Origin of the sequence: Burkholderia sp. AU45274, assembly GCF_030482505.1 — a bacterium.
In the GTDB taxonomy this organism is placed as follows: Bacteria; Pseudomonadota; Gammaproteobacteria; order Burkholderiales; family Burkholderiaceae; genus Burkholderia.
This window is the reverse complement of record NZ_JAUJQE010000005.1, coordinates 529,483-548,918: the sequence shown is the minus strand read 5'-3', so window position 1 is coordinate 548,918 and position 19,436 is coordinate 529,483. Positions and strand designations below refer to the sequence as shown.

Genomic DNA, 19,436 nt, shown 5'->3' with positions numbered 1-19,436 from the left:
CGAATTGTCCTGACGATTCGCGGGCCGCCCATGAACCGAAACGCCGCCTCCTCCGTTCTCCTCGAAGTGATCGCCACGACCGTCGGCGATGCGAAGGCCGCCGCCCGCGCGGGCGCCGACCGCCTCGAACTCGTGACCGCGATCACCGAAGGCGGGCTGACGCCGAGCGTCGGCCTGATCGAAGCCGTCGTGGCCGCCGTGCCCATTCCCGTCAACGTGATCGTGCGACCGCACAGCCGGTCGTTCGTCTATGACGCCGACGATCTCCGCGTGATCGAACGCGACGTGCGCGCAGCCGTCGCGGCCGGGGCGAACGGCGTCGTGTTCGGCGCGCTCGACGCACGCGGCGACGTCGATCTCGGCGCGCTGGCGCGCATCGCGGCCGCGGCGGACGGCCGCGCACTGACCTTCCACCGCGCGTTCGACGTGTCGCGCGACCTCAACGCCGCCTTCGACGCGCTGCTGCGCGTGCCGGCCGTCACGTCGGTGCTGACGTCGGGCGGCCATCCGTCGGTGCTCGACGCGGTCGCGACGATCACGCGGCTCGCGCGGCAGGCGGCAGGCTCGACCTGCACGGTGCTGGCCGGCTCGGGGCTCACGGTCGATGCGGTCGGCGATTTCGTCCGCGCGACCGGCGTGCGCGCGGTGCATTTCGGCTCGGGGGTGCGGCCGCGCGGCGAGGTGCTGGCGCCGGTCGATCAAGCACTCGTCGAGCGCGTGCGCGCGGCGATCGACGGCGCGGCGGCACACGTGTGATGCACATGGCGCACGGCAGCGGCCGCTGCCGTACGCGCGGATACGACACACCGGTGCGCCATCCGGAAGGGCCGGCCACATGACGGGGGCGTCACCCGACACGCAGGACGGCGCAGATGACAGCGCACGCGTCGATCCGGTGCAGGCGCAGCGGCGCTGCCGGCGAGCATGCGGTCGACGGGCTCGACGGCGTGCGCTGGCGGGTCGGGAAGACCGTGATTCTCGACGCGCAGGGCAACGCGGTGCAGGCGATCGGGTGAAAAAAAACCGGGGCATGCCCCGGCTTTTTCGTGGGTACGCGATGCTGCCGCTTACGCGTTCGCCGTCATCGCGTCCGCATCGCTCGAACGGATCCCGAGGCGTTCGAACAGCGCACGGTCCTTCTGCGACTGCGGGTTGCTCGTCGTCAGCAGCTGGTCGCCGTAGAACATCGAGTTCGCGCCGGCGAGGAAGCACAGCGCCTGCAGCCCGTCGTCGAGCTGCTCGCGGCCGGCCGACAGGCGCACCACGGCCTTCGGCATCGTGATCCGCGCCACCGCGATCGTGCGCACGAATTCGAACGGGTCGAGCGGTGCGGTGCCTTCGAGCGGCGTGCCTTCGATCGCGACGAGGTTGTTGATCGGCACCGAATCCGGATACGGATTCAGGTTCGCGAGCTGCGAGATCAGGCCCGCGCGTTCGCGGCGCGATTCGCCCATGCCGATGATGCCGCCGCAGCACACGTTGATGCCCGCGTCACGCACGCGGTCGAGCGTGTCGAGGCGATCCTGGTAGGTGCGCGTCGAGATCACCTGGCCGTAGAACTCCGGCGACGTGTCGAGGTTGTGGTTGTAGTAGTCGAGGCCCGCGCTCGCGAGTTCCTGCGCCTGCTCGTCTTCCAGCATGCCGAGCGTCATGCAGGTCTCGAGGCCGAGTTCCTTCACGCCGCGCACCATCTCGGTCAGCGCCGGCATGTGGCGCTCCTTCGGGTTGCGCCACGCGGCGCCCATGCAGAAGCGGCTCGCGCCGTTCGCCTTCGCCGCGCGCGCGGCGTCGAGCACCGCGTCGACGTCCATCAGCTTCTCGGCCTTCAGGCCCGTGTCGTGGTGCGACGACTGCGAGCAGTAGCCGCAATCTTCCTCGCAGCCGCCCGTCTTGATCGACAGCAGCGTCGACAGCTGCACCGCGTTCGCGTCGAAGTGCTCGCGGTGCACCTGCTGCGCGCGGAAGAGCAGGTCGTTGAACGGCAGCTCGAACAGCGCGACGACGTCGGCGACGCGCCAGCGCTGCGAGACCGGAGCGGCCACGGGAATCGCGTCGGGTTGCACGGTGGCGGCGGTCTGGGCTTGGGTCATATCGTTTTCCTGTCCTGGTCGGGGATGAGGGATCGGGGGATCTGTTTCGGTTGGTCAATGCTGCGCGGTGCGCAGCGTCTCGACGAGCGTGGCGATGTCGAGCATCGCCGCGGCGGATTCGGGGGCGGCCGGGCTCAGGTGCGGAATGCGACCGAGCAGCGGCGCGCCATGCTCGCGCGCGAGCCAGTCGCGCATCGTCGCGATGTTCTCGTCGGGGAACGACATCGCCGGGTCGACGTGGTTCGCAACCCAGCCGGCGAGCTTGAGGCCGCGCGCGGCGATCGCGTCGGCGGTGAGCAGCGCGTGGTTGATGCAGCCGAGCCGCACGCCGACCACGAGCACGACCGGCACGCCGAGCGCGACCGCGAGATCGGCCATGTCCTGCGTGTCGTTCATCGGCACGCGGAAGCCGCCGGCGCCTTCGACGACGACGATCTCCGCGCGCGTCAGCGCTTCGCGATGGCACGCGACGATCGTGTCGATGTCGAGCGTCACGCCTTCCTGCGCGGCGACGATATGCGGCGCGGCCGGCGCCTTCAGCAGGAACGGCGTGCGCAGCTCGGGCGGCAGCACGACGTTCGCGGCCGCGTCGAGCTGGTCGGCGTCCTCGTTGCGCCACACGCCGTCGCGTTCATACGCGCCGGCCGCGACGGGTTTCAGCGCGGCCGCGCGCAGGCCATGCCGCGCGAAGCCGTGCAGCATCGCGGCTGAGACGAAGGTCTTGCCGATTTCGGTGTCGGTGCCGGTAACGAACAGCGAGAGCGGGGCGGTCATGCCGCAGTCTCCCGCCGGGCCGCCCCAAGGGAGGCTGCAGCCCCCTCGGGGGGAGCCGTGCATGGGACCGGAGTAAGCGCTGAAGCGCCAACTCCGGTCGACAGCGAACGAAGTGAGCGTGGGGGCTGTTCTGCCTCCTGCGCGGCCTGCGCCTCACTGGCTTCGATCAGCGCGGCTTCGAGCCGCGCGAGATCGTCGAACGAATGCGCGGCCGACAGCGACACGCGCAGCCGCGACGTGCCGACGGGCACCGTCGGCGGCCGGATCGCGGGCACCCACAGGCCGTGCGCGTCGAGCGCGCGCATTGCCGCGAGCGTCGCGTCGTTGCTGCCGATCACGAGCGGCTGCACGGCCGTGTGCGAATCGACCGGCTGCCAGCGCGTGTTGCGCAGCAGCGCGCGCGTGCGGTCGATCAGCGCGGCGAGATGGGCGCGTCGCGCGTCGCCTTCGTCGCCCGCGATCACCTTCAGGCTGGCCGATACCGCGTGCGCGACGGCCGGCGGCGCGGCCGTCGTGAAGATGTAGCTGCGCGCGCGCTGGATCATCCATTCGATCACGGTCTCGTGCGCGATCACGAACGCGCCCGCGACGCCGGCGGCCTTGCCGAGCGTGCCGACGTATACGAGATGCGGCGAGCGCAGCGCGGCGGCCGCGAGCGCGCCGCGGCCTTGCGGGCCGAGCACGCCGAAGCCGTGCGCATCGTCGACGACGAGCCACGCGCCGTGGCGTTCGGCCAGCGCGACGAGTTCGGCGAGCGGCGCGATGTCGCCATCCATGCTGAACACCGTGTCGCTGACGATCAACTTCGTTTCGGCATCCGATGCGTCGAGCAACGCGGCGAGCGCGGCCGTGTCCGCATGCGGATAGACCTGCACGTTCGCGCGCGACAGCCGCATGCCGTCGATCAGCGACGCGTGGTTCAGCGCGTCGGAGAAGATCGTCGCGCCTTTGCCGGTGAGCGCCGTCATCGCGGCGAGGTTCGCCATGTAGCCGGTGCTGAAGTACAGCGCGCGCGGCGCGTCGGAGAAGCCGCCCGAGAAGGCCGCGAGTTCTTCTTCGAGCGTCGCGTGCGCACGCGAATGGCCGCCGAGCAGGTGTGAGCCGCCGCTGCCGGAGCCGTAGCGCTGCGCGCCTTCGGCGAACGCGGCGACGAGCGCCGGATGCGCGGCGAGGCCGAGATAGTCGTTGCTCGCGAAGCCGATGATCTCGCGACCGTCGACGGTCATGCGCGCATCGCACGCGGTGTCGGCGGTGCGGCGCACGCGGCGCAGCCCTTGCGCGTCGAGCGCGGCGAGGCCGCGTTGCAGGGTATCGAGCAGAGGGTTCGTCGCTGCCTCCCGCCGGGCCGCCCCAAGGGAGGCAGCCGCCCCCTCGGGGGGCAGTGAACGAAGTGAGCGTGGGGGCTGTTGTGTCATCCGGTGATCTCCGCGAGCGTTGCATCGAGCGTGTCGCGCGTGCTTTGCGCGAGCCAAGCGATGTCGTCGTCGCTCATCACGTACGGCGGCATCAGGTACACGGTCGTGCCGATCGGGCGCAGCAGCAGCTCGCGTTCCAGCGCGCGCTCGAAGAAGCGACGCGAGAAGCCGCGCGCCGCGTCGCCGTCGAGCGCGACGTCGAACGCGAACAGCGTGCCGCGCTCGCGCAGGTGCCGTACCTGCGGGTGCGCATCGAGCGGCGCGAGCGCGGCGCGCAGCGTCGCCGACTTGCGGGCATTGGCCGCGAGCACGTCGTCGCGCTCGAACAGGTCGAGCGTCGCGACCGCCGCGCGGCACGCGAGCGGGTTGCCCGTGTACGAATGCGAGTGCAGGAAGCCGCGCGTCGTGTCGTCGTCGTAGAACGCGGCGAACACGTCATCGCGCGTGAGCACGAGCGACAGCGGCAGGTAGCCGCCGCTGATGCCTTTCGACAGGCACAGGAAATCGGGCCACACGCCGGCCTGCTCGCACGCGAAGAAAGTGCCGGTGCGGCCGCAGCCGACCGCGATCTCGTCGGCGATCAGGTGCACGCCGAATTCGTCGCACAGCGTGCGCAGCCCGCGGACGTACGACGGATCGTGCATTGCCATGCCGGCCGCGCACTGCACGAGCGGCTCGACGATCAGCGCGGCGATCCGGTCGCCGCGCTCGACGAACAGGCGCCGCACGTCCGCAAGCGCGCGGCCCGCGACGTCGGCGGCCGTTTCGCCCGGCAGCGCGCCGCGTGCGTCGGGTGACGCGACGACGTGCGCATGGCGGATCAGCGGGTCGTACGCGTCCTTGAACAGCGCGACGTCGGTCACGCCGAGCGCGCCGATCGTCTCGCCGTGATAGCTGTTGGCGACGCAGACGAATTCCTGCTTGTTCGCGCAGCCGCGGTTGCGCCACGCGTGGAAGCTCATCTTCAGCGCGATCTCGACCGCCGACGCGCCGTCCGACGCGAAGAACGCATGGCCGAGCGTGCGCTGGGTCAGCGCGTGCAGCCGCTCCGCGAGTTCGATCGCGGGCTCGTGCGTGCAGCCGGCGAGCATCGCGTGCTCGAGCGTGTCGAGCTGGTCCTTCAGCGCCGCGTTGATGTCCGGGTTCGCATGGCCGAACAGGTTGACCCACCACGAGCTGATCGCGTCGAAGTAGCGGCGGCCGTCACGGTCGTACAGCCACAGGCCCGCGCCGCGCGCGACGGGGATCAGCGGCAGGCGCTCGTGATGCTTCATCTGGGTGCAGGGATGCCAGACCGCGCGCAGGCTGCGCGCGACCCAGTCGTCGGTGGCTGGCGTACTCAAGGCGACTCCGGGGGATAAAACGGCTGCGCGGCATCGACGGGATGCCGCGCGGCGGGACACGAAACGCGCTGAGATTAGCGTGTTCCGCGACCCGTTGCACTACCGGTTACAAACACCGCAAAGCCTTGCCGGGCGGGAGTTCGACGCAGATCGGAGCGGCTCGGGACGGTACGGTTCAGATATCCCGAAATGACCGCAGATGACGGCGTTCGAGTGAGACCCCCCAACTGAAAAAAATCGCGGGGCGGATGGGGCGTGATGGCGCAGAAATATGGGGAATGATGAAATGGGTGGTTTGTGGCGACACGGGGAGATCGAATGATCCAGCGTCGCGCGTTGCCCGATCAGGCCGGCGGGTGACCAATCGCGTCGAGATACCGAAGCCACTGCCCCAGGGCGACGCCAGGATCGCCTTTCTCGACGCCTCGTTTTGCTGAACGCGGCGCGAAACGCGCAGACGGGCGAGCGCTTCGCCAACGAGGGCGGCTTCCGCGAGAACGGTTGGGCCGGCGGCGGCTTGATTAACCTTCATGTTCGTAAAATCGATCGTTATGTCGACAGGGATCGAAATAACGATCACGGCTACATGAATTCAAGCTGGATGCTCGTAAAAACGAGCGTTCCCCGGATTGCGCTCGATTTTACGAGCACGAGCGAGGCGTGAAGTGAGGCGCTGAGATGGCCTCGGCGTGACGGGCGAGGGGAGGGAAATGACGGACTTGCGTCAGCGCGAAGCCAGCGCCGGCGTGCCGGTGTCGCGTGCGTTGCCGTCGTCGTTGTCGGCCGTCTGCGTCGCGTCGTTCCACACGACCCGGTCGTTGACCGCATACAGCCGGCACGAACCTGCGCCCTGCTTCGAGCAGTTGTCGAGCGCGAGCGCCATCGGATCGTCGCCGCCTTCGGCCCACGACCACGCGCCTTCCGACGACACCGCGAACGCGCGGCTCGGATGCTGGTTCAGGAAGCGGCGGTAGCCTTCACGGCCGGCTTCGTCGACATACGGCACGGCGTTGACCGCGTCGATCGACGCATAGCCGCTCGCCTTCGGCTCGTGCGGGTTCGCGACCGCGTAGCGCACCGACGTCGGCAGGTTCAGCTGCGCGAGGAACGCGTTGACGGCCGGCCACCACACGGGCACGCCGTCGCGATCGACGATCAGCCGGTGCGCGTCGTCCTTGTAGCGGCCGAAATCGATGAACTGGGCCTGCGTGCCATGCGAAACGTACGCGTCGTGCATTTGCGCGACGAGCCCGGGCGTCCACACCGAGTCGTTGTCGCCGTACAGCCACAGCGACCGCACGGCCGTATGGGCGCCGTACTGGTCGAACGCATCGACGAGGTTTTTCTGCCAGCCGTCGCAGAGGTCCTGGCGCAGCCCGCCGGAGAAGTTGATGATGCCGCGCACGCCCGGTGCGGCTTCGGTGCCGTACGCGACCGATACGAGGCCGCCATGCGACGTGCCGGCGACGACGATGCGCGACGCATCGACGTACGACTGGTGCGACATGTAGCGCACCGTCGCGTCGACGTCGGCCGCCTGCGCGAGGCCGTTCTTGCCGACGTTGCAGCCTTCCTGCTGGTACGTGCCGTCCGAGCCCGCGAAGCCCTGGCGGTTCGGCGCGATCACCGCATAGCCGCGGCGCACGAATTCGCGCGCGAACGCGAGCGGCCGGCTGCGCGGCTGCTGATGGAGATCGCCGGTGTTCTTGCCGTGGTTGAAGACGACGAGCGGGAACGGGCCGGGCCCGTTCGGCTTGAAGAGCGTGGCCTCGAGCGTGACGGTGCCCGATGCGTCGGCCGGAATGCGGAGGATCTGTTCGTTCAGGTCGGCGGCGACCTGCGGCAGGTTCGAATCGGCGTAGTCGAAGCGTTCGGCGTGGGCGAGCGACCCGCTGGCGCCGGCACCCGTCCCCGTATTGGCGTTCGGCAGCGTACCGGCCTGAGCGGCCGACAGCGCACACGCCGCCATCCATCCCACCAATCCCTTGCTGAACGCCATTCGTAAGCCCTGCCATGCAACATGACCAATTCGAGGTCATCGTAGCCGGACAAAATGGGGTTGTGCAATGCGGGAATTACCCGGCGTCTGACACAGCAACTATTTGTCAACGTTCACTGACTTCGCCGTCGACGTAGCGCCAGAAACCCTGTTCGTCGCGCTCGAAACGGCTCGTCTCGTGGAGCCGGTAAGCGCGTCCGCCAACCTTGTAGCGGGCCACGAACTCGACCTCCGCGTGGCGCTCGTCGAGCGGCGCGTGGCGTTTGACCGCGAGGCCGAGCCACCGCGGCGCGTCGGGCGCTTCGGGGTCGGTGTCGAGATCGGGCGGGCAGGTGCGTGCGGCCCAGGTCGCGCGCAGGTAGTCGGTCGCGCCGAGCACGTACGCGCTGTACCGCGAGCGCATCAACTCGAGCGCGGTCGGCGCGGCCTCGCCGCCGTCGATGAAGCGGCCGCAGCAGGCCGCATAGCGGGGCGCCGGCGCTTTGCCGGCGGGAGCGGGGGACGCGCCGCCGCACGGGCACGCGTCAGGTCGGTTCAAAATCATGCGAAACAGGAATTAACGACGCAAAGTTGTCGGCTGCCTACCAGCTCACCAGCTCAGCTCGATACCGTCGTACTGGAAGAAACGGCCGTTTGCCTGCGATACGTCCGCGCCGGATTCGGCGATCACGCGGCGCATGCCGGCCACGCTGGTTTCCGGGTCGATCGCGGCCTGCGCGCCGCCCATGTCGGTGCGCACCCAGCCGGGATGGAGCGAAATGCACGCGGCGTGGCGCGTCTGCAGCGACGCGATGCGCAGCGCGTCGTTCAGCGCGGCCTTGCTCGCGCGGTACAGCCAGCCGGTCGTGCCGGTCGCCTCGGCGATGCTGCCCATCCGGCTCGACACGACGGCCAGCACGCCGCGCGCGTCCTCGACGAGCGGCAGCACGATCGGCAGCAACTGCATCGGCCCGCGCACGTTCGTATGCATCACCGCGTCGAAATCCTCGGCGGTGACCGTCTCGACCCCCTCGGTGCGCGGCCCGTACACCCCCGACACCAGCACGGCCGCATCGAGCCGCTCGCCGTCGAGCTTCCAGCCGAGCGCCGCGATCTGCTCGGGCTGCGTGATGTCGAGCGCATGGGCCTGCGCGCCGAGCGCGCGCAGTGCGTCGAGCGACGCGTCGTCGCGCGCGGTGGCGATCACGTTCCAGCCGTCGCGCCGGTATTGGCGGACGAATTCGCGGCCGAGGCCGCGCGATGCACCGACGATCAATGCGGTTTTCATGCCCGTCGCTCCTTTGCTTGGCGCCGCCGTGGCGGCAGCGCCGAGGTCAGATCCGTTCGATGGGTGGCGCAGCGGCACGCCAGCGTAGCGATCCGCGGCGCAGGCTAGCGCGTTACTTTGCGTCGTCGCACGGCTTCAGCGTGGCGGCGACCGCCTGCGCGACGCCTTCGAGCCGTGCGGCGTCCGCCGCGATCATGTCGTTGTCCGGGGCATGCTCGCCGCCGGCGACGAGCGCGGCCACGCAGCGCTTGTAGGTCTCGTCGAGCGCGTCGAAGCTCGACACGGCCATCCCGAGGTTGCGCATCCGGCCGTCATGCACGCCGTACACGAGCCCGTGCACGGTGAGCGACTGGCCGCGCGCCCACGCGTCGTTGACGATCGTCGTGCGGCACACGTTGACGACCTGCTCGATCGCGTTCAGCTCGATCAGGCGGCGATAGCGCGCTTCGCCCACCGGCCATGCGTCGAGCAGCGCCGTGTGGCGTTCGCGCACGTCCTGCACGTGATGCAGCCAGTTGTCGGCGAGGCCGACGCGGCGGTTGAGCAGGGCGGCGTTCACGCCCGAGCAGCCGTAGTGGCCGACCACCATGATGTGCTTCACGCGCAGGATGTCGACCGCGAACTGGATCACCGACAGGCAGTTCAGGTCGCTGTGCACGACCACGTTCGCGATATTGCGGTGGACGAACACTTCGCCCGGCGGCAGGCCGATGATCTCGTTCGCGGGTACGCGCGAATCCGAGCAGCCGATCCACAGATATTCCGGCGCCTGCTGGTGGGCGAGACGCGCGAAGAACTGCGGGTCGTCCTCGAGCTTGTGCTTGACCCAGGCGTCGTTGTTGTCGAACAGGTGTGAAAGCGGATTGTCTTGGGGGTTCATCGATGTGGATTCCGTTGACGGAAATCGGGTCGCAATCGGTGCGGTCTAGCGGGCGTCAGGCGGCGCGCTGCGCGTCGCCGGCGCCCTCGTTCTGGTCAGTCGCGCCGAAGCGCGCGGGGTAGCGCACGCAAAAGCGCAGCGCGGTGTCGTACGGATAAAAGTCGGGCAATTCGCCCTGGATCAGCTTGTCCTTGCTGGCCTGCCACAGCGCGGGATCGAAAAAGTCCGCGTGATGCTTCATGAAGACGTCGCGCACGCGCGGGTCGCCGAGCAGGAACGGCCCGTAGGTTTCCGGAAAGATGTCGTGCGGGCCGACGGTATACCACGGTTCGCCGGACAGCTCGTCTTCCTCGTTGCGCGGCGCCGGCACGCGGCGCACGTTGCAGTCGGTCAGGTACTCGATCTCGTCGTAGTCGTAGAACACCACGCGGCCGTGGCGCGTGACGCCGAAGTTCTTGTACAGCATGTCGCCGGGGAAGATGTTCGCCTTCATCAGCTCCTTCACCGCGTTGCCGTACTCCTTCACGCCGTGCTCGACGTCGGCATCGGAGCCGTTCTGCAGGTACAGGTTGAGCGGCGTCATCCGGCGCTCGATGTACAGGTGCTCGATCACGAGATTGCCGTCCTCGTATTCGAGCAGCGACGGCACTTCCTTTTCCAGCTCGCGCACGAGCGCGTGGTCGAGCCGCGCGAGCGGCAGCGCGACGCTCGAGTACTCGAGCGTGTCGGCCATTCGCCCGAGGCGGTCGTGGCGCTTCACGAGCTGGTACTTCTCCATGATCTGCGCGCGCGTCGTTTCCTTCGGCGGCGGGAACTGATCCTTGATGATCTTGAACACGTACGGGAACGACGGCAGCGTGAACACGAGCATCACGAGGCCCTTGATCCCGGGCGCGATGATGAAGCGGTCGCTCGAATGCGACAGATGGTGCAGCAGGTCGCGATAGAACAGGTTCTTGCCCTGCTTCTGCAGGCCGACCGACGTGTAGATCTCCGCCTTCGGCTTGCCGGGCATGATCGTGCACAGGAAGTCGACGTACGCGGACGGCACGCCCATGTCGACGAGGAAATACGAGTGCGAGAAGCCGAAGATGATCATCAGCTGGTCGCGGCGCAGCAGGACGGTGTCGAGCGCGAGCACGCCCGGGCGCACGTGGCGGATCGGCACCGCGAACGGCAGCACGCGGTCGGCGTTGATGATGCGGCCGACGATGTACGCGCTCTTGTTGCGGAAGAACAGCGACGACAGCACGTGGATCTGGAAATTCGGCGCTTCGTCGAAGTGGCCGAATTCGTCGTGGATCGCCTGCATCACGCATGCGATGTCGCGCGGGAGATCGTCGAACGCCGGCTCGAGCTGGAAGTTCGTGACGATCCGCTCGAGCGTGGCCGCGAGCCCGTCGGTGCCCGGATAGTACGCGCGGTAGGTCGGCTTCGCGGCCGGCTCGTCGTTCTCCAGATACTCGGTCGAGATCGCCGGGCGCACGAAGATGAAATCGTTGCTGAAGTACGAGCGGTGCAGGATCTTGCAGCACACCGAATTGAAGAAGGTCTCCGCGCACTCGGGCTGGCGGTGCGACGTGAGCAGGCCGATGTAGTGCAGCTTGATCTGCTGCCACACTTCGTCGTCGATGTTCTCCGCGTCGTATTCGTCTTCCAGCACCTCGACGCATTCCTTCACGCGATCGTCGTACGACGTGATCCGCTCGCGCGCGAGCCGCTGCAGCCCATGCCAGTCGCCACGCTCGAACAGCGTCTTCGCCTCGACGGCCGCCTCGCGGAAGATCCGGTAATGGCGGTCGAAGTTTTCGAGCATCGTCTGCGCGACGTCGAAACCGATCTGCGAGGACAGCAGTTTGGGGAAGTGATTCATCGCGTGCAGGCTCGTTCGGGAGGGGCTGTAAGCACTCGCCATTTTAGCGCCCAAGCGGGCGGTTCAAGGGCTTTGCGGCAAGGCGCGGCTGGCCGGCAAGCGGCGGGTTGCCCGCCGTTGGGTGCCGTTCGGTGCATCTTCGCGTAAAGATACGGGTACGGAACCGATTCTGGCACGAACTTTTTTTGACGGGCAGCAAGCCGCCGGGCACGCGTTCCTCGGGACGGCGATAGAATCGGCGGAACGCCCGCCGCGGCCTGCCGCCGGCGCGCAACCGCACCGATAACGACGAGACGCCCCACCGATGAACGCACTGGAACACCAACTCGACTATCCCTTCGCCGATACGCTGCCCGCCGCGGGCGACACGTTCGAGGTCGCGCCCGGCGTGCGCTGGCTGCGCATGCCGCTGCCGTTCTCGCTCGATCACATCAACCTCTGGCTGCTGCGCGACGAAATCGACGGGCAGGCCGGCTGGACGATCGTCGATTGCGGGATCGCGTCGGATGCGATCCGCACGCACTGGGAGCAGATCTTCGACACGCATCTCGACGGCCTGCCCGTGCTGCGCGTGCTCGTCACGCATTGCCACCCCGATCACTTCGGCCTCGCGAACTGGCTGTGCGAAGGCGGCGACAAGGGCCGCTGGAACGTGCGGCTGTGGATGACGCTCGGCGAGTACATGTTCGGCTGCCTGATGGCGGCCGGCAACGGCTCGAACGCGGGCGGCGCGGCCGCCGCCGATCACTTCGCGCGCCACGGGCTGACCGATCCGGCCGCGCTCGACAAGCTGCGCAACCGCCGCAACTACTACTCGGATCTCGTGCCGGCCGTGCCGCCGCGCTACCGGCGCTTGCGCGAAGGCGACGCGGTGACGATCGGCGCGCGCACTTGGCGCGTCGTGACCGGCTTCGGCCATTCGCCTGAACATTGCGCGCTGCACAGCGAAGCGGACGGCGTGCTGATCTCCGGCGACATGGTGCTGCCGCGCATCTCGACGAACGTGTCCGTGTTCGACCTCGAACCGGAAGCGAACCCGCTCGCCTTGTACCTGCAGTCGCTCGGCCGCTACGAGACGATGGCGCCCGATACGCTGGTGCTGCCGTCGCACGGCAAGCCGTTCCGCGGCGTGCGCACGCGCATCACGCAACTGCGCGAACACCACGACGCGCGCCTGGCCGAAGTGCGCGTCGCCTGCGCGGAACAGCCGATGAGCGCGGCCGACATCGTGCCGATCATGTTCCGCCGCCGCGAACTCGACATCCACCAGATGACGTTCGCGCTCGGCGAGGCGCTCGCGCACCTGAACCTGCTGTGGCTCGCGGGTGAGCTCGTGCGCGAGCAGGGCGACGACGGTGTGCTGCGGTTCCGCACCGCCGGCTGACACCGTTTCGTTCTCCTCAAGCGACGGGTTCGTAGCGCCACCCGTCGCGATGCCATTGCATCGTGTGCGTCGGGTCGAGCGCCGCGAGAAACGCGGGGTCGTGCGACGCGACCACGATCGCGCCGGGGAAGCCCGCCAGTGCGGCTTCGATCGCCCGCACCGATTCTAGGTCGAGGTGATTGGTCGGCTCGTCGAGCAGCAGCAGTTGCGCGGGCGTGCCGCGCCACAACGCGCACGCGAGCGCGGCCTTCAGCCGTTCGCCGCCGCTCAGCTGCCGCGCCGGCTGCGTTGCGCGCACCGCGTCGAGCTGCAACAGCGCGAGCCGGCTGCGCAGGTCGCCTTCGGCGAGCGGCGTATCGAGCAGCCCCAGTTGCTCGACGATCGAGCGATCGGGATCGAGCAGCGCGAGTCGCTGGTCGAGATACGCGGCGCTCACGTGTGTCGTGCACGCGCCTGAGCGCGGCGAAAGCTCGCCCGCGAGCATGCGCAGCAACGTCGATTTGCCGCAGCCGTTCGGGCCCGTCAATGCAATGCGCACCGGGCCGCTGGCCGACCACGTGATCGCGTCGGCATCGCCGGCGATGCGCCACGGCAGTTGCGCGCGGTCGAGCGTGAACAGCTGACGGCGTGCGCTGACCTCGGTGCCCGGCAGCGACACGAGCACGGGCGCATCGGCTTCGACGCGCGCGGCCGCTTCCTGTACGCGTTCGTCGAGCGTCGCCTTGAATTCGTTCTGGTGGCGCCGCACCGTGCCCATGATGCTGCGCGCCGCACCCTTGCGACTCTGTTTTGCCCCCGACGACAGGTTGGCCGTCTTCGCGTCGCGCAGCGACGCGGCCGCGTGACGCTGGATCGTGTCGTGTTCCTGTTCGAGCCTGCGCCTGACGCGTCCGCGTTCGGCACGCGCGTTGTCGAGCGCGGACTGCGCGGCATCCTGTTCCGCGTCACGCTGCGCACGATAGAGCGCGTAGTTGCCGCCGTACGAGCGCACGCCTTGTGTCGTCAGCTCGACGATGCGCTGCACGTCGGCGAGCAGCGCACGGTCGTGGCTCACGATGACGAGGCCACCGTGCCAGCCGTCGAGCGCCGCGCGCAGCCACGCACGGCCCGACGCGTCGAGATGGTTGGTCGGTTCGTCGAGCACGAGCAAGCCCGCGCCGGAGAGCAGCGCGCCGATCAGCGCGACGCGCGCGAGCTGCCCGCCGCTCAGTGCCTGCGCGGGCGTGTCGGGTTGCACGTCGTCCAGGCCGGCTGCGTCGAGCGCGGTGCGCAGCCGCTCCGCGAGATCCCAGCGATCGCCGATCAGGTCGAAGTCGTGCGGTTCCGCGCGGCCGTCGGCGAGACGCGCGAGCGCGCCGAGCGGTGCATCGAGCGCGGCGATCTGCGCGACGGTTCGCGAGCCGGCCGATACGCCACCGTAGTCGTGCTGCTGCGCGACGTAGACGACTGGCGTGTGCCGCTCGATCGTCCCCGCGCTCGGCGCGCAGTACCCCGCGATCAATTGCGCGAGCTGGCTCTTGCCGATGCCGTTGCGGCCGACGATGCCGGTCGGCGTGCGATCGATGGAAAGGTCGAGCGAATCGAACAGCGTGAAGCCGTCGTCGAAGCGGAAGGAAACGTGATGAAGCGCGACGAGCGCGCCGGTGGGCGTGGCTGCAGCCATAAGCACCTCCAAAAATGCGTGAAGACCTTCGCGCGCGGCGTGCGTGGCACGGCGGCGAAAACATTTTGGGAAGGCTTAGTTGTTCACTTTGGCTGGCGTCCGGTATGAGGAATAGGCGCGCAGTGTAGCAAGCGCGGCGCGCGGGCCGCAAGCGATGGTCGGACGCACCGTCGCTTGCGCGCCACGCGTGAGGGTCGCGTTACTGCACGGCGACGGACGTGAAGTTCTGCCGTCCGAACGGACTCACGTGATAGCCGCTCACGTTCGTGCGCGTGAGCGCGGCCGCGGTCGGATAGCCGAGCGGAATCCACAGCGCCTGGTCGTGGATGATCTTCTGCGCCGCTTCGTACAGCTTCGTGCGCTTGGCCTGATCGGCGGTCGACTTGCCGTCGGCGATCAGCTTGTCGAGCTGCGTGTCGCAGAAGCGCGCGAAGTTGATGCCCGACTTCACCGCATTGCAGCTGAACAGCGGCGACAGGTAGTTGTCCGGATCGCCGTTGTCGCCGGCCCAGCCCATGAACAGCATGTCATGCTGGCCGAGCTTCGCCTGCTTGATCAGCTCGCCCCATTCGATCACCTTGACCTCGGCCTTCACGCCGATCTTCGCGAGGTCGGCCTGCAACAGCTCCGCGCCGACCTTCGGGTTCGGGTTCAGCACGCTGCCGGTCGGGCGCGTCCAGATCGTCGTCGAGAAGCCGTTCGGGAAGCCGGCCTGCGCGAGCAGCTGCTTCGCCTTCGCCGGATCGTACGCATACGGCGCGACGTCCTTCGCGTAGCTCCACGTGTTCGGCGGATACGGGTTGTTCGCGGCCGTCGCGGTGTTGTCGAACACGACCTTCAGGTAGGTCGCGCGGTCGAACGCGAGGTTCAGCGCCTCGCGCACCTTGTCGTTGTCGAGCGGCTTCTTCTGCGTGTTCAGTGCAACGAACGCGGTCATGAACGCGGGCGTCTGCGCGACCTTCAGTGCGCTTTCGCCCTTCGCGGCGAGCACGTCCTGCGGCTTCGGCGACAGCGCGATCTGGCATTCGCCGGCCTTCACCTTCTGCAGCCGCACCGACGGATCGGGCGTGATCGCATAGATCAGCCGGTCGACCTTCGGCTTCGTGCCCCAGTAGGTCGGGTTCACGTCGTAGCGGATCAGCGCGTCCTTCGTGTAGCTCTTCAGCACGAACGGGCCGGTGCCGACCGGCTTCCCGTTCAGGTCGGCCTGCTTGCCGGCCTTGAGCAGCTGGTCCGCGTATTCGGCCGAGTAGATCGACGCGAAGCCCATCGTCAGGATCGGCACGAACGTCGCATTCGGCTCGTTCAGCACGAACTTCACGGTGCTGTCGTCGACCTTCGTGACCGACTTCACGAGCTTCACGAGCCCCATCGACTGCGCGTGCGGGAAGCCGCTCGCGCCGGCCACCTTGTGCCACGGATTCGAGTCGTCGAGCATCCGCGAGAACGTGAACACGACGTCGTCCGCGTCGAGCGCGCGGGTCGGCTTGAAATAGTCGGTGGTCTGGAACGCGACGCTCGGGCGCAAATGGAACGTGTACGTGAGGCCGTCGGCGCTCGCGTCCCATTTGTCGGCGAGCGCGGGCACGACTTTCTTCGCGGCTTCGTCGTACGACACGAGCGTGTTGAAGATCACGTCCGCCGACGCGTTGGTCGTGACGAGCGAGTTGTACTGGACGACGTCGAAGCCGTCCGGGCTCGATTCCGTGCAGACGGTGAGCGGCTTGGCGGCGGCGAGGCCGGGGGCGGCGAGGGCGGCGGCGAGCGTGGCCGCGGCGAACAGCTTGAGCTGCATAGGATCTCCCACGTGGCTTGTGTTTTTTGCTGGGTGACGGGATGCGGGCGCGGCCCGGAAGCGGACAGGGCCGGCGCGGCTGGCGAATAGCATACCGTCAAAGCGCGAGACGCGTGAAAAAAGGCGCCTGAACGCGGCGAATTGGCCGAAAAACGGCTGCGTTCGCGACGGAACGGGTGTTGGGGCGGCGAGTGGGGCGAAGGAGGCTGCGGACGGAAGAGCGCTGGGGCCTGGGAGGCTGGACGGCAGCGCGTCGGGGATGGCGCGGGCGCGGTGCGGGCGTGTGGTGAATCGAAGCGTCGAAGCCGCCTGGCGTCGGTGGGGTGATGCGGTGATGCGGTGATGCGGTGATGCGGTGAGACGGTGGGACAGAGAGACGGAGAGGCGGAGAGGCGGAGAGGCGGAGAGGCGGAGAGACGGAGAGACGGAGAGACGGAGAGACGGAGAGACGGAGAGACGGAGAGACGGAGAGACGGAGAGACGGCCCGCGAAGCTTCACGCGGGCCGGTGCTCACCGGAGCGTCAGTGCGCCCCGGCCTTCGGCTTGCGCGGCGCCTTCTCGAACAGGCGGTCGTACAGCCAGCGCGGCAACACATGCAGCACCTTCGCGACCACACCCATCTGCCACGGAATCACGCGGAACGCGTGCTGCCGCGCGATCGCCTGGGCCGCACGCGCCGCGAAGCGGTCGGCGTCCATCAGGAACGGCATTCGGTACGGGTTGTGCGCGGTCATCGGCGTGCGGATGTAGCCGGGCGCGATCGTCACGACGCCGACACCGGCCGGCCGCAACTCGACGCGCAGCGCTTCGAGATACTTGATCGCGGCCGATTTCGACGCGCTGTACGCACCGGAACCGGGCAGCCCGCGCACGCCGGCAACGCTCGCGACACCGACCAGCGTGCCGTGGCGCGTGGCCGTCATCGGGCCGACGAACGGCTCGAACGTCGCGACCATCCCGTAATAATTGATGTCCATCACGTCGCGGAACGTCGCGAGATCGCCCTGGCCCGTGACGGCGCCCTGGCTGATGCCGGCGTTCGCGATCACGACGTCGGGGCAGCCGTGCGTCGCGATGAACGACGCGGCGGCCGTCGCGAGCGCGTCGGCGTCGCGCACGTCGGCGGAATAGACGGAGATGGACAGCTTCGGGAAGCGCCGCGCGAACGCATCGAGGGCATCGGTGCGGCGCGCGACGAGTGCGAGCGTGGCGCCCTGGCGGGCGTATTCCTCGGCCATCGCGAGGCCGAGGCCGCTCGATGCGCCGGTGATGAAGACCTTCAGCGGAGTAGTCATGCCGGCGGGCGGGCGGGGATCAGAGCTTCTTGTCCTGAACCTGCTTCACGAGGAAGTCGAGCACCTGGGCCGTGCCCGGGATGCTGTTCGCGTAAGCGGGGCCCGTCTTGTACTTGCCCTGGACGACGACCGTCGGCACGCCGTCGATCGCGTAGTCCTTCAGCAGCTTGGCCGACTGGTTCACTTCGCCCTGCACGCTGAACGAGTTGTACGCGTCCGTGAACTGCTTCTTGTCGACGCCCTGCGTGGCCAGGAAGTCGGCCTGCGCCTGCGGCGTCAGCAGGTAGTTCTTCTGCTTGTGGATCGCGTTGAAGATCGCCGGCGTGACCTTCTCGGAGATGCCGAGCGCGGACACCGCGTAGAACAGCTTCGAGTGCGGGACGAAATCGTCACGGAATGCGACCGGGACGCGCTTGAAGTCGATGTTGTTGCCTTGCTTCTTCACCCAGGCCTCGATCGTCGGCTCGAATTCGTAGCAGTGCGGGCAGCCGTACCAGAAGAATTCGATCACCTCGACCTTGCCGGCCGGTGCGGACACCGGCTGCGGCGACTTCATCACCTCGAAGTCCTTGCCGGCGACCGGCGCGGCGGGCGAAGCCTGCGCGAGGCCGGCGGCCAGACCCAGGGACAGAAGGAGCGTGCTAAGCAGTTTTTTCATGTTGTGAACGTCGAATCAGTTGCTCGGGTTACGAAACGTAACGGGTTCTGAGTGGGCTCGGCCGGTTGCTTACTGCTTCGTGAAACGGATCACCGCCGTGTCGACACCTGCATCGGACAGGCGCTGGCGGGCCGAGTTCATATCCTCGAACTTCGAGAACGGGCCGACACGCACGCGGAAATACGTCACGCCGCTGACATCGCGCTTCGACACCTTCGACTCGAAACCCTGGAAGCCGAGGCGCGCGCGCTGCTGCTCGGCGTCGCCTTCCGTCTTGTACGCGCCCACCTGCAGGAAGTAGCCGGTATTCGCATCGTTCGCGGTCGGCGGCTTTGCCGTCGCGGCGGCCGTGGCCGACGAGGTCGGCTTCGGCGTGTTCGCGGCCAGTTGCTGTTGCTGCTGCTTTTGCGCGGCGGCTTGCTGCGCCTGCTTCTGCGCGGCGAAGCGGGCGAGGTCGTCCTCGCCGCCTTGCTGCTGTTGCTGCTGCGCTTGCTGCGTCTTCTTCGGCGGCGGCGTGGTGTCGGCCGGCTTCGGCGCGACGGCGACGCCGTTGCTCGACGACGTATTGTTCGACGCGGTCGTGTTGTTCGAGCTGCCGGTGTTGTTCGAGCCGCTCGACCCGTTGGCCTGCGGCGGCACTTCGACGATCTGCGGTTCGGGCAGCAGGCCGCCCTGGGTCTGGTTCGCGGCCTGGCCGGGCGCGGTGTTCGGCGGCGCGGGCTGCGCGGCCTGCGGCACCGGCTGGCCGGGCGTCTTGCCCTGCAGCGCGCGGTTCGGATCGAACTGCTGCGGCTGGCTCGCGCCGTTGTCGGCCGGCGGCGGCGCGACCTTCGACACGAACGGCGACGGGGAACGCGTGATGTAGAGCGCCACCACCACGGCGATCGCGAGGCCGACGATCAGGCCCAGCACGATTCCAAGAAATGTCCCTCCGGCTTGTTTCGATTGCTTCGAAGTTCGGCGTGGTTGTGCCATTGCTTGAGTCACCTGCAAAAAGAA

Annotated in this window: 18 protein-coding genes; 3 read left to right on the top strand and 15 right to left on the bottom strand. The window is 68.2% G+C overall.

The annotated features are described in order from the left end of the window. Positions 1 to 30: 30 nt before the first annotated feature. Positions 31 to 756, top strand: a complete 726-nt coding sequence (locus QZM35_RS21590) for a copper homeostasis protein CutC (protein WP_089426454.1) — start codon at positions 31 to 33, stop codon at positions 754 to 756. A gap of 116 nt (positions 757 to 872) precedes the next feature. Next, a complete protein-coding gene (locus QZM35_RS21585) occupies positions 873 to 1,016 on the top strand; it encodes a hypothetical protein (RefSeq protein WP_301776745.1) in 144 nt (47 codons plus the stop codon). A 51-nt stretch (positions 1,017 to 1,067) separates the two neighbouring features. Here QZM35_RS21585 and bioB read toward each other — a convergent pair whose 3' ends face one another. The 10 genes from bioB to aceK form a co-directional block, all read right to left on the bottom strand. Further along, entirely contained in the window at positions 1,068 to 2,090 is a 1,023-nt protein-coding gene (bioB, locus tag QZM35_RS21580) for a biotin synthase BioB (protein ID WP_089441144.1), read from the bottom strand. A gap of 54 nt (positions 2,091 to 2,144) precedes the next feature. Beyond that, on the bottom strand, positions 2,145 to 2,864 hold the full coding sequence (gene bioD, locus QZM35_RS21575) for a dethiobiotin synthase (protein ID WP_089426452.1): 720 nt from the start codon (positions 2,862 to 2,864) through the stop codon (positions 2,145 to 2,147). Next, entirely contained in the window at positions 2,861 to 4,279 is a 1,419-nt protein-coding gene (bioF, locus tag QZM35_RS21570; RefSeq protein ID WP_301776744.1) for an 8-amino-7-oxononanoate synthase, read from the bottom strand. The genes bioD and bioF overlap by 4 nt, the downstream gene beginning before the upstream one ends. Beyond that, entirely contained in the window at positions 4,276 to 5,622 is a 1,347-nt protein-coding gene (gene bioA / locus QZM35_RS21565; protein ID WP_174973153.1) for an adenosylmethionine--8-amino-7-oxononanoate transaminase, read from the bottom strand. The genes bioF and bioA overlap by 4 nt, the downstream gene beginning before the upstream one ends. A 175-nt stretch (positions 5,623 to 5,797) precedes the next feature. Further along, positions 5,798 to 6,202, bottom strand: coding sequence for a hypothetical protein (locus QZM35_RS21560; protein ID WP_301776743.1), 405 nt, complete (start codon positions 6,200 to 6,202; stop codon positions 5,798 to 5,800). A 144-nt stretch (positions 6,203 to 6,346) separates the two neighbouring features. Further along, positions 6,347 to 7,621, bottom strand: coding sequence for a dienelactone hydrolase family protein (locus QZM35_RS21555; protein WP_089426448.1), 1,275 nt, complete (start codon positions 7,619 to 7,621; stop codon positions 6,347 to 6,349). 106 nt (positions 7,622 to 7,727) lie between these two features. Then, positions 7,728 to 8,165, bottom strand: a complete 438-nt coding sequence (locus QZM35_RS21550; RefSeq protein ID WP_069248996.1) for a YchJ family protein — start codon at positions 8,163 to 8,165, stop codon at positions 7,728 to 7,730. Between the two features lie 45 nt (positions 8,166 to 8,210). Beyond that, positions 8,211 to 8,888, bottom strand: coding sequence for an SDR family oxidoreductase (locus QZM35_RS21545; RefSeq protein WP_089426447.1), 678 nt, complete (start codon positions 8,886 to 8,888; stop codon positions 8,211 to 8,213). A gap of 112 nt (positions 8,889 to 9,000) precedes the next feature. After that, positions 9,001 to 9,768 carry a carbonate dehydratase gene (can, locus tag QZM35_RS21540; protein WP_039346539.1) on the bottom strand — a complete coding sequence of 256 codons (768 nt, stop codon included), beginning with the start codon at positions 9,766 to 9,768 and terminating at the stop codon, positions 9,001 to 9,003. Between the two features lie 55 nt (positions 9,769 to 9,823). After that, positions 9,824 to 11,641, bottom strand: a complete 1,818-nt coding sequence (aceK, locus tag QZM35_RS21535; RefSeq protein WP_174973149.1) for a bifunctional isocitrate dehydrogenase kinase/phosphatase — start codon at positions 11,639 to 11,641, stop codon at positions 9,824 to 9,826. 304 nt (positions 11,642 to 11,945) lie between these two features. Here aceK and QZM35_RS21530 point away from each other — a divergent pair, with 304 nt between their 5' ends. Next, positions 11,946 to 13,025: an MBL fold metallo-hydrolase gene (locus tag QZM35_RS21530; protein WP_089431774.1), complete on the top strand. Its 1,080-nt coding sequence runs from the start codon at positions 11,946 to 11,948 to the stop codon at positions 13,023 to 13,025. Positions 13,026 to 13,041: 16 nt separating this feature from the next. Here QZM35_RS21530 and QZM35_RS21525 read toward each other — a convergent pair whose 3' ends face one another. From QZM35_RS21525 to QZM35_RS21505, 5 genes are all read right to left on the bottom strand, one after another. Continuing rightward, on the bottom strand, positions 13,042 to 14,688 hold the full coding sequence (locus QZM35_RS21525) for an ABC-F family ATP-binding cassette domain-containing protein (protein WP_174973146.1): 1,647 nt from the start codon (positions 14,686 to 14,688) through the stop codon (positions 13,042 to 13,044). Positions 14,689 to 14,887: 199 nt separating this feature from the next. Further along, positions 14,888 to 16,483: an ABC transporter substrate-binding protein gene (locus tag QZM35_RS21520; RefSeq protein WP_301776742.1), complete on the bottom strand. Its 1,596-nt coding sequence runs from the start codon at positions 16,481 to 16,483 to the stop codon at positions 14,888 to 14,890. Between the two features lie 522 nt (positions 16,484 to 17,005). Next, entirely contained in the window at positions 17,006 to 17,779 is a 774-nt protein-coding gene (locus QZM35_RS21515) for an SDR family oxidoreductase (protein WP_089431742.1), read from the bottom strand. A 19-nt stretch (positions 17,780 to 17,798) separates the two neighbouring features. Next, positions 17,799 to 18,437, bottom strand: a complete 639-nt coding sequence (locus QZM35_RS21510; protein ID WP_089426442.1) for a thiol:disulfide interchange protein DsbA/DsbL — start codon at positions 18,435 to 18,437, stop codon at positions 17,799 to 17,801. A 69-nt stretch (positions 18,438 to 18,506) separates the two neighbouring features. Then, positions 18,507 to 19,412 carry an SPOR domain-containing protein gene (locus QZM35_RS21505; protein WP_089426441.1) on the bottom strand — a complete coding sequence of 302 codons (906 nt, stop codon included), beginning with the start codon at positions 19,410 to 19,412 and terminating at the stop codon, positions 18,507 to 18,509. Between the last annotated feature and the right edge of the window lie 24 nt (positions 19,413 to 19,436).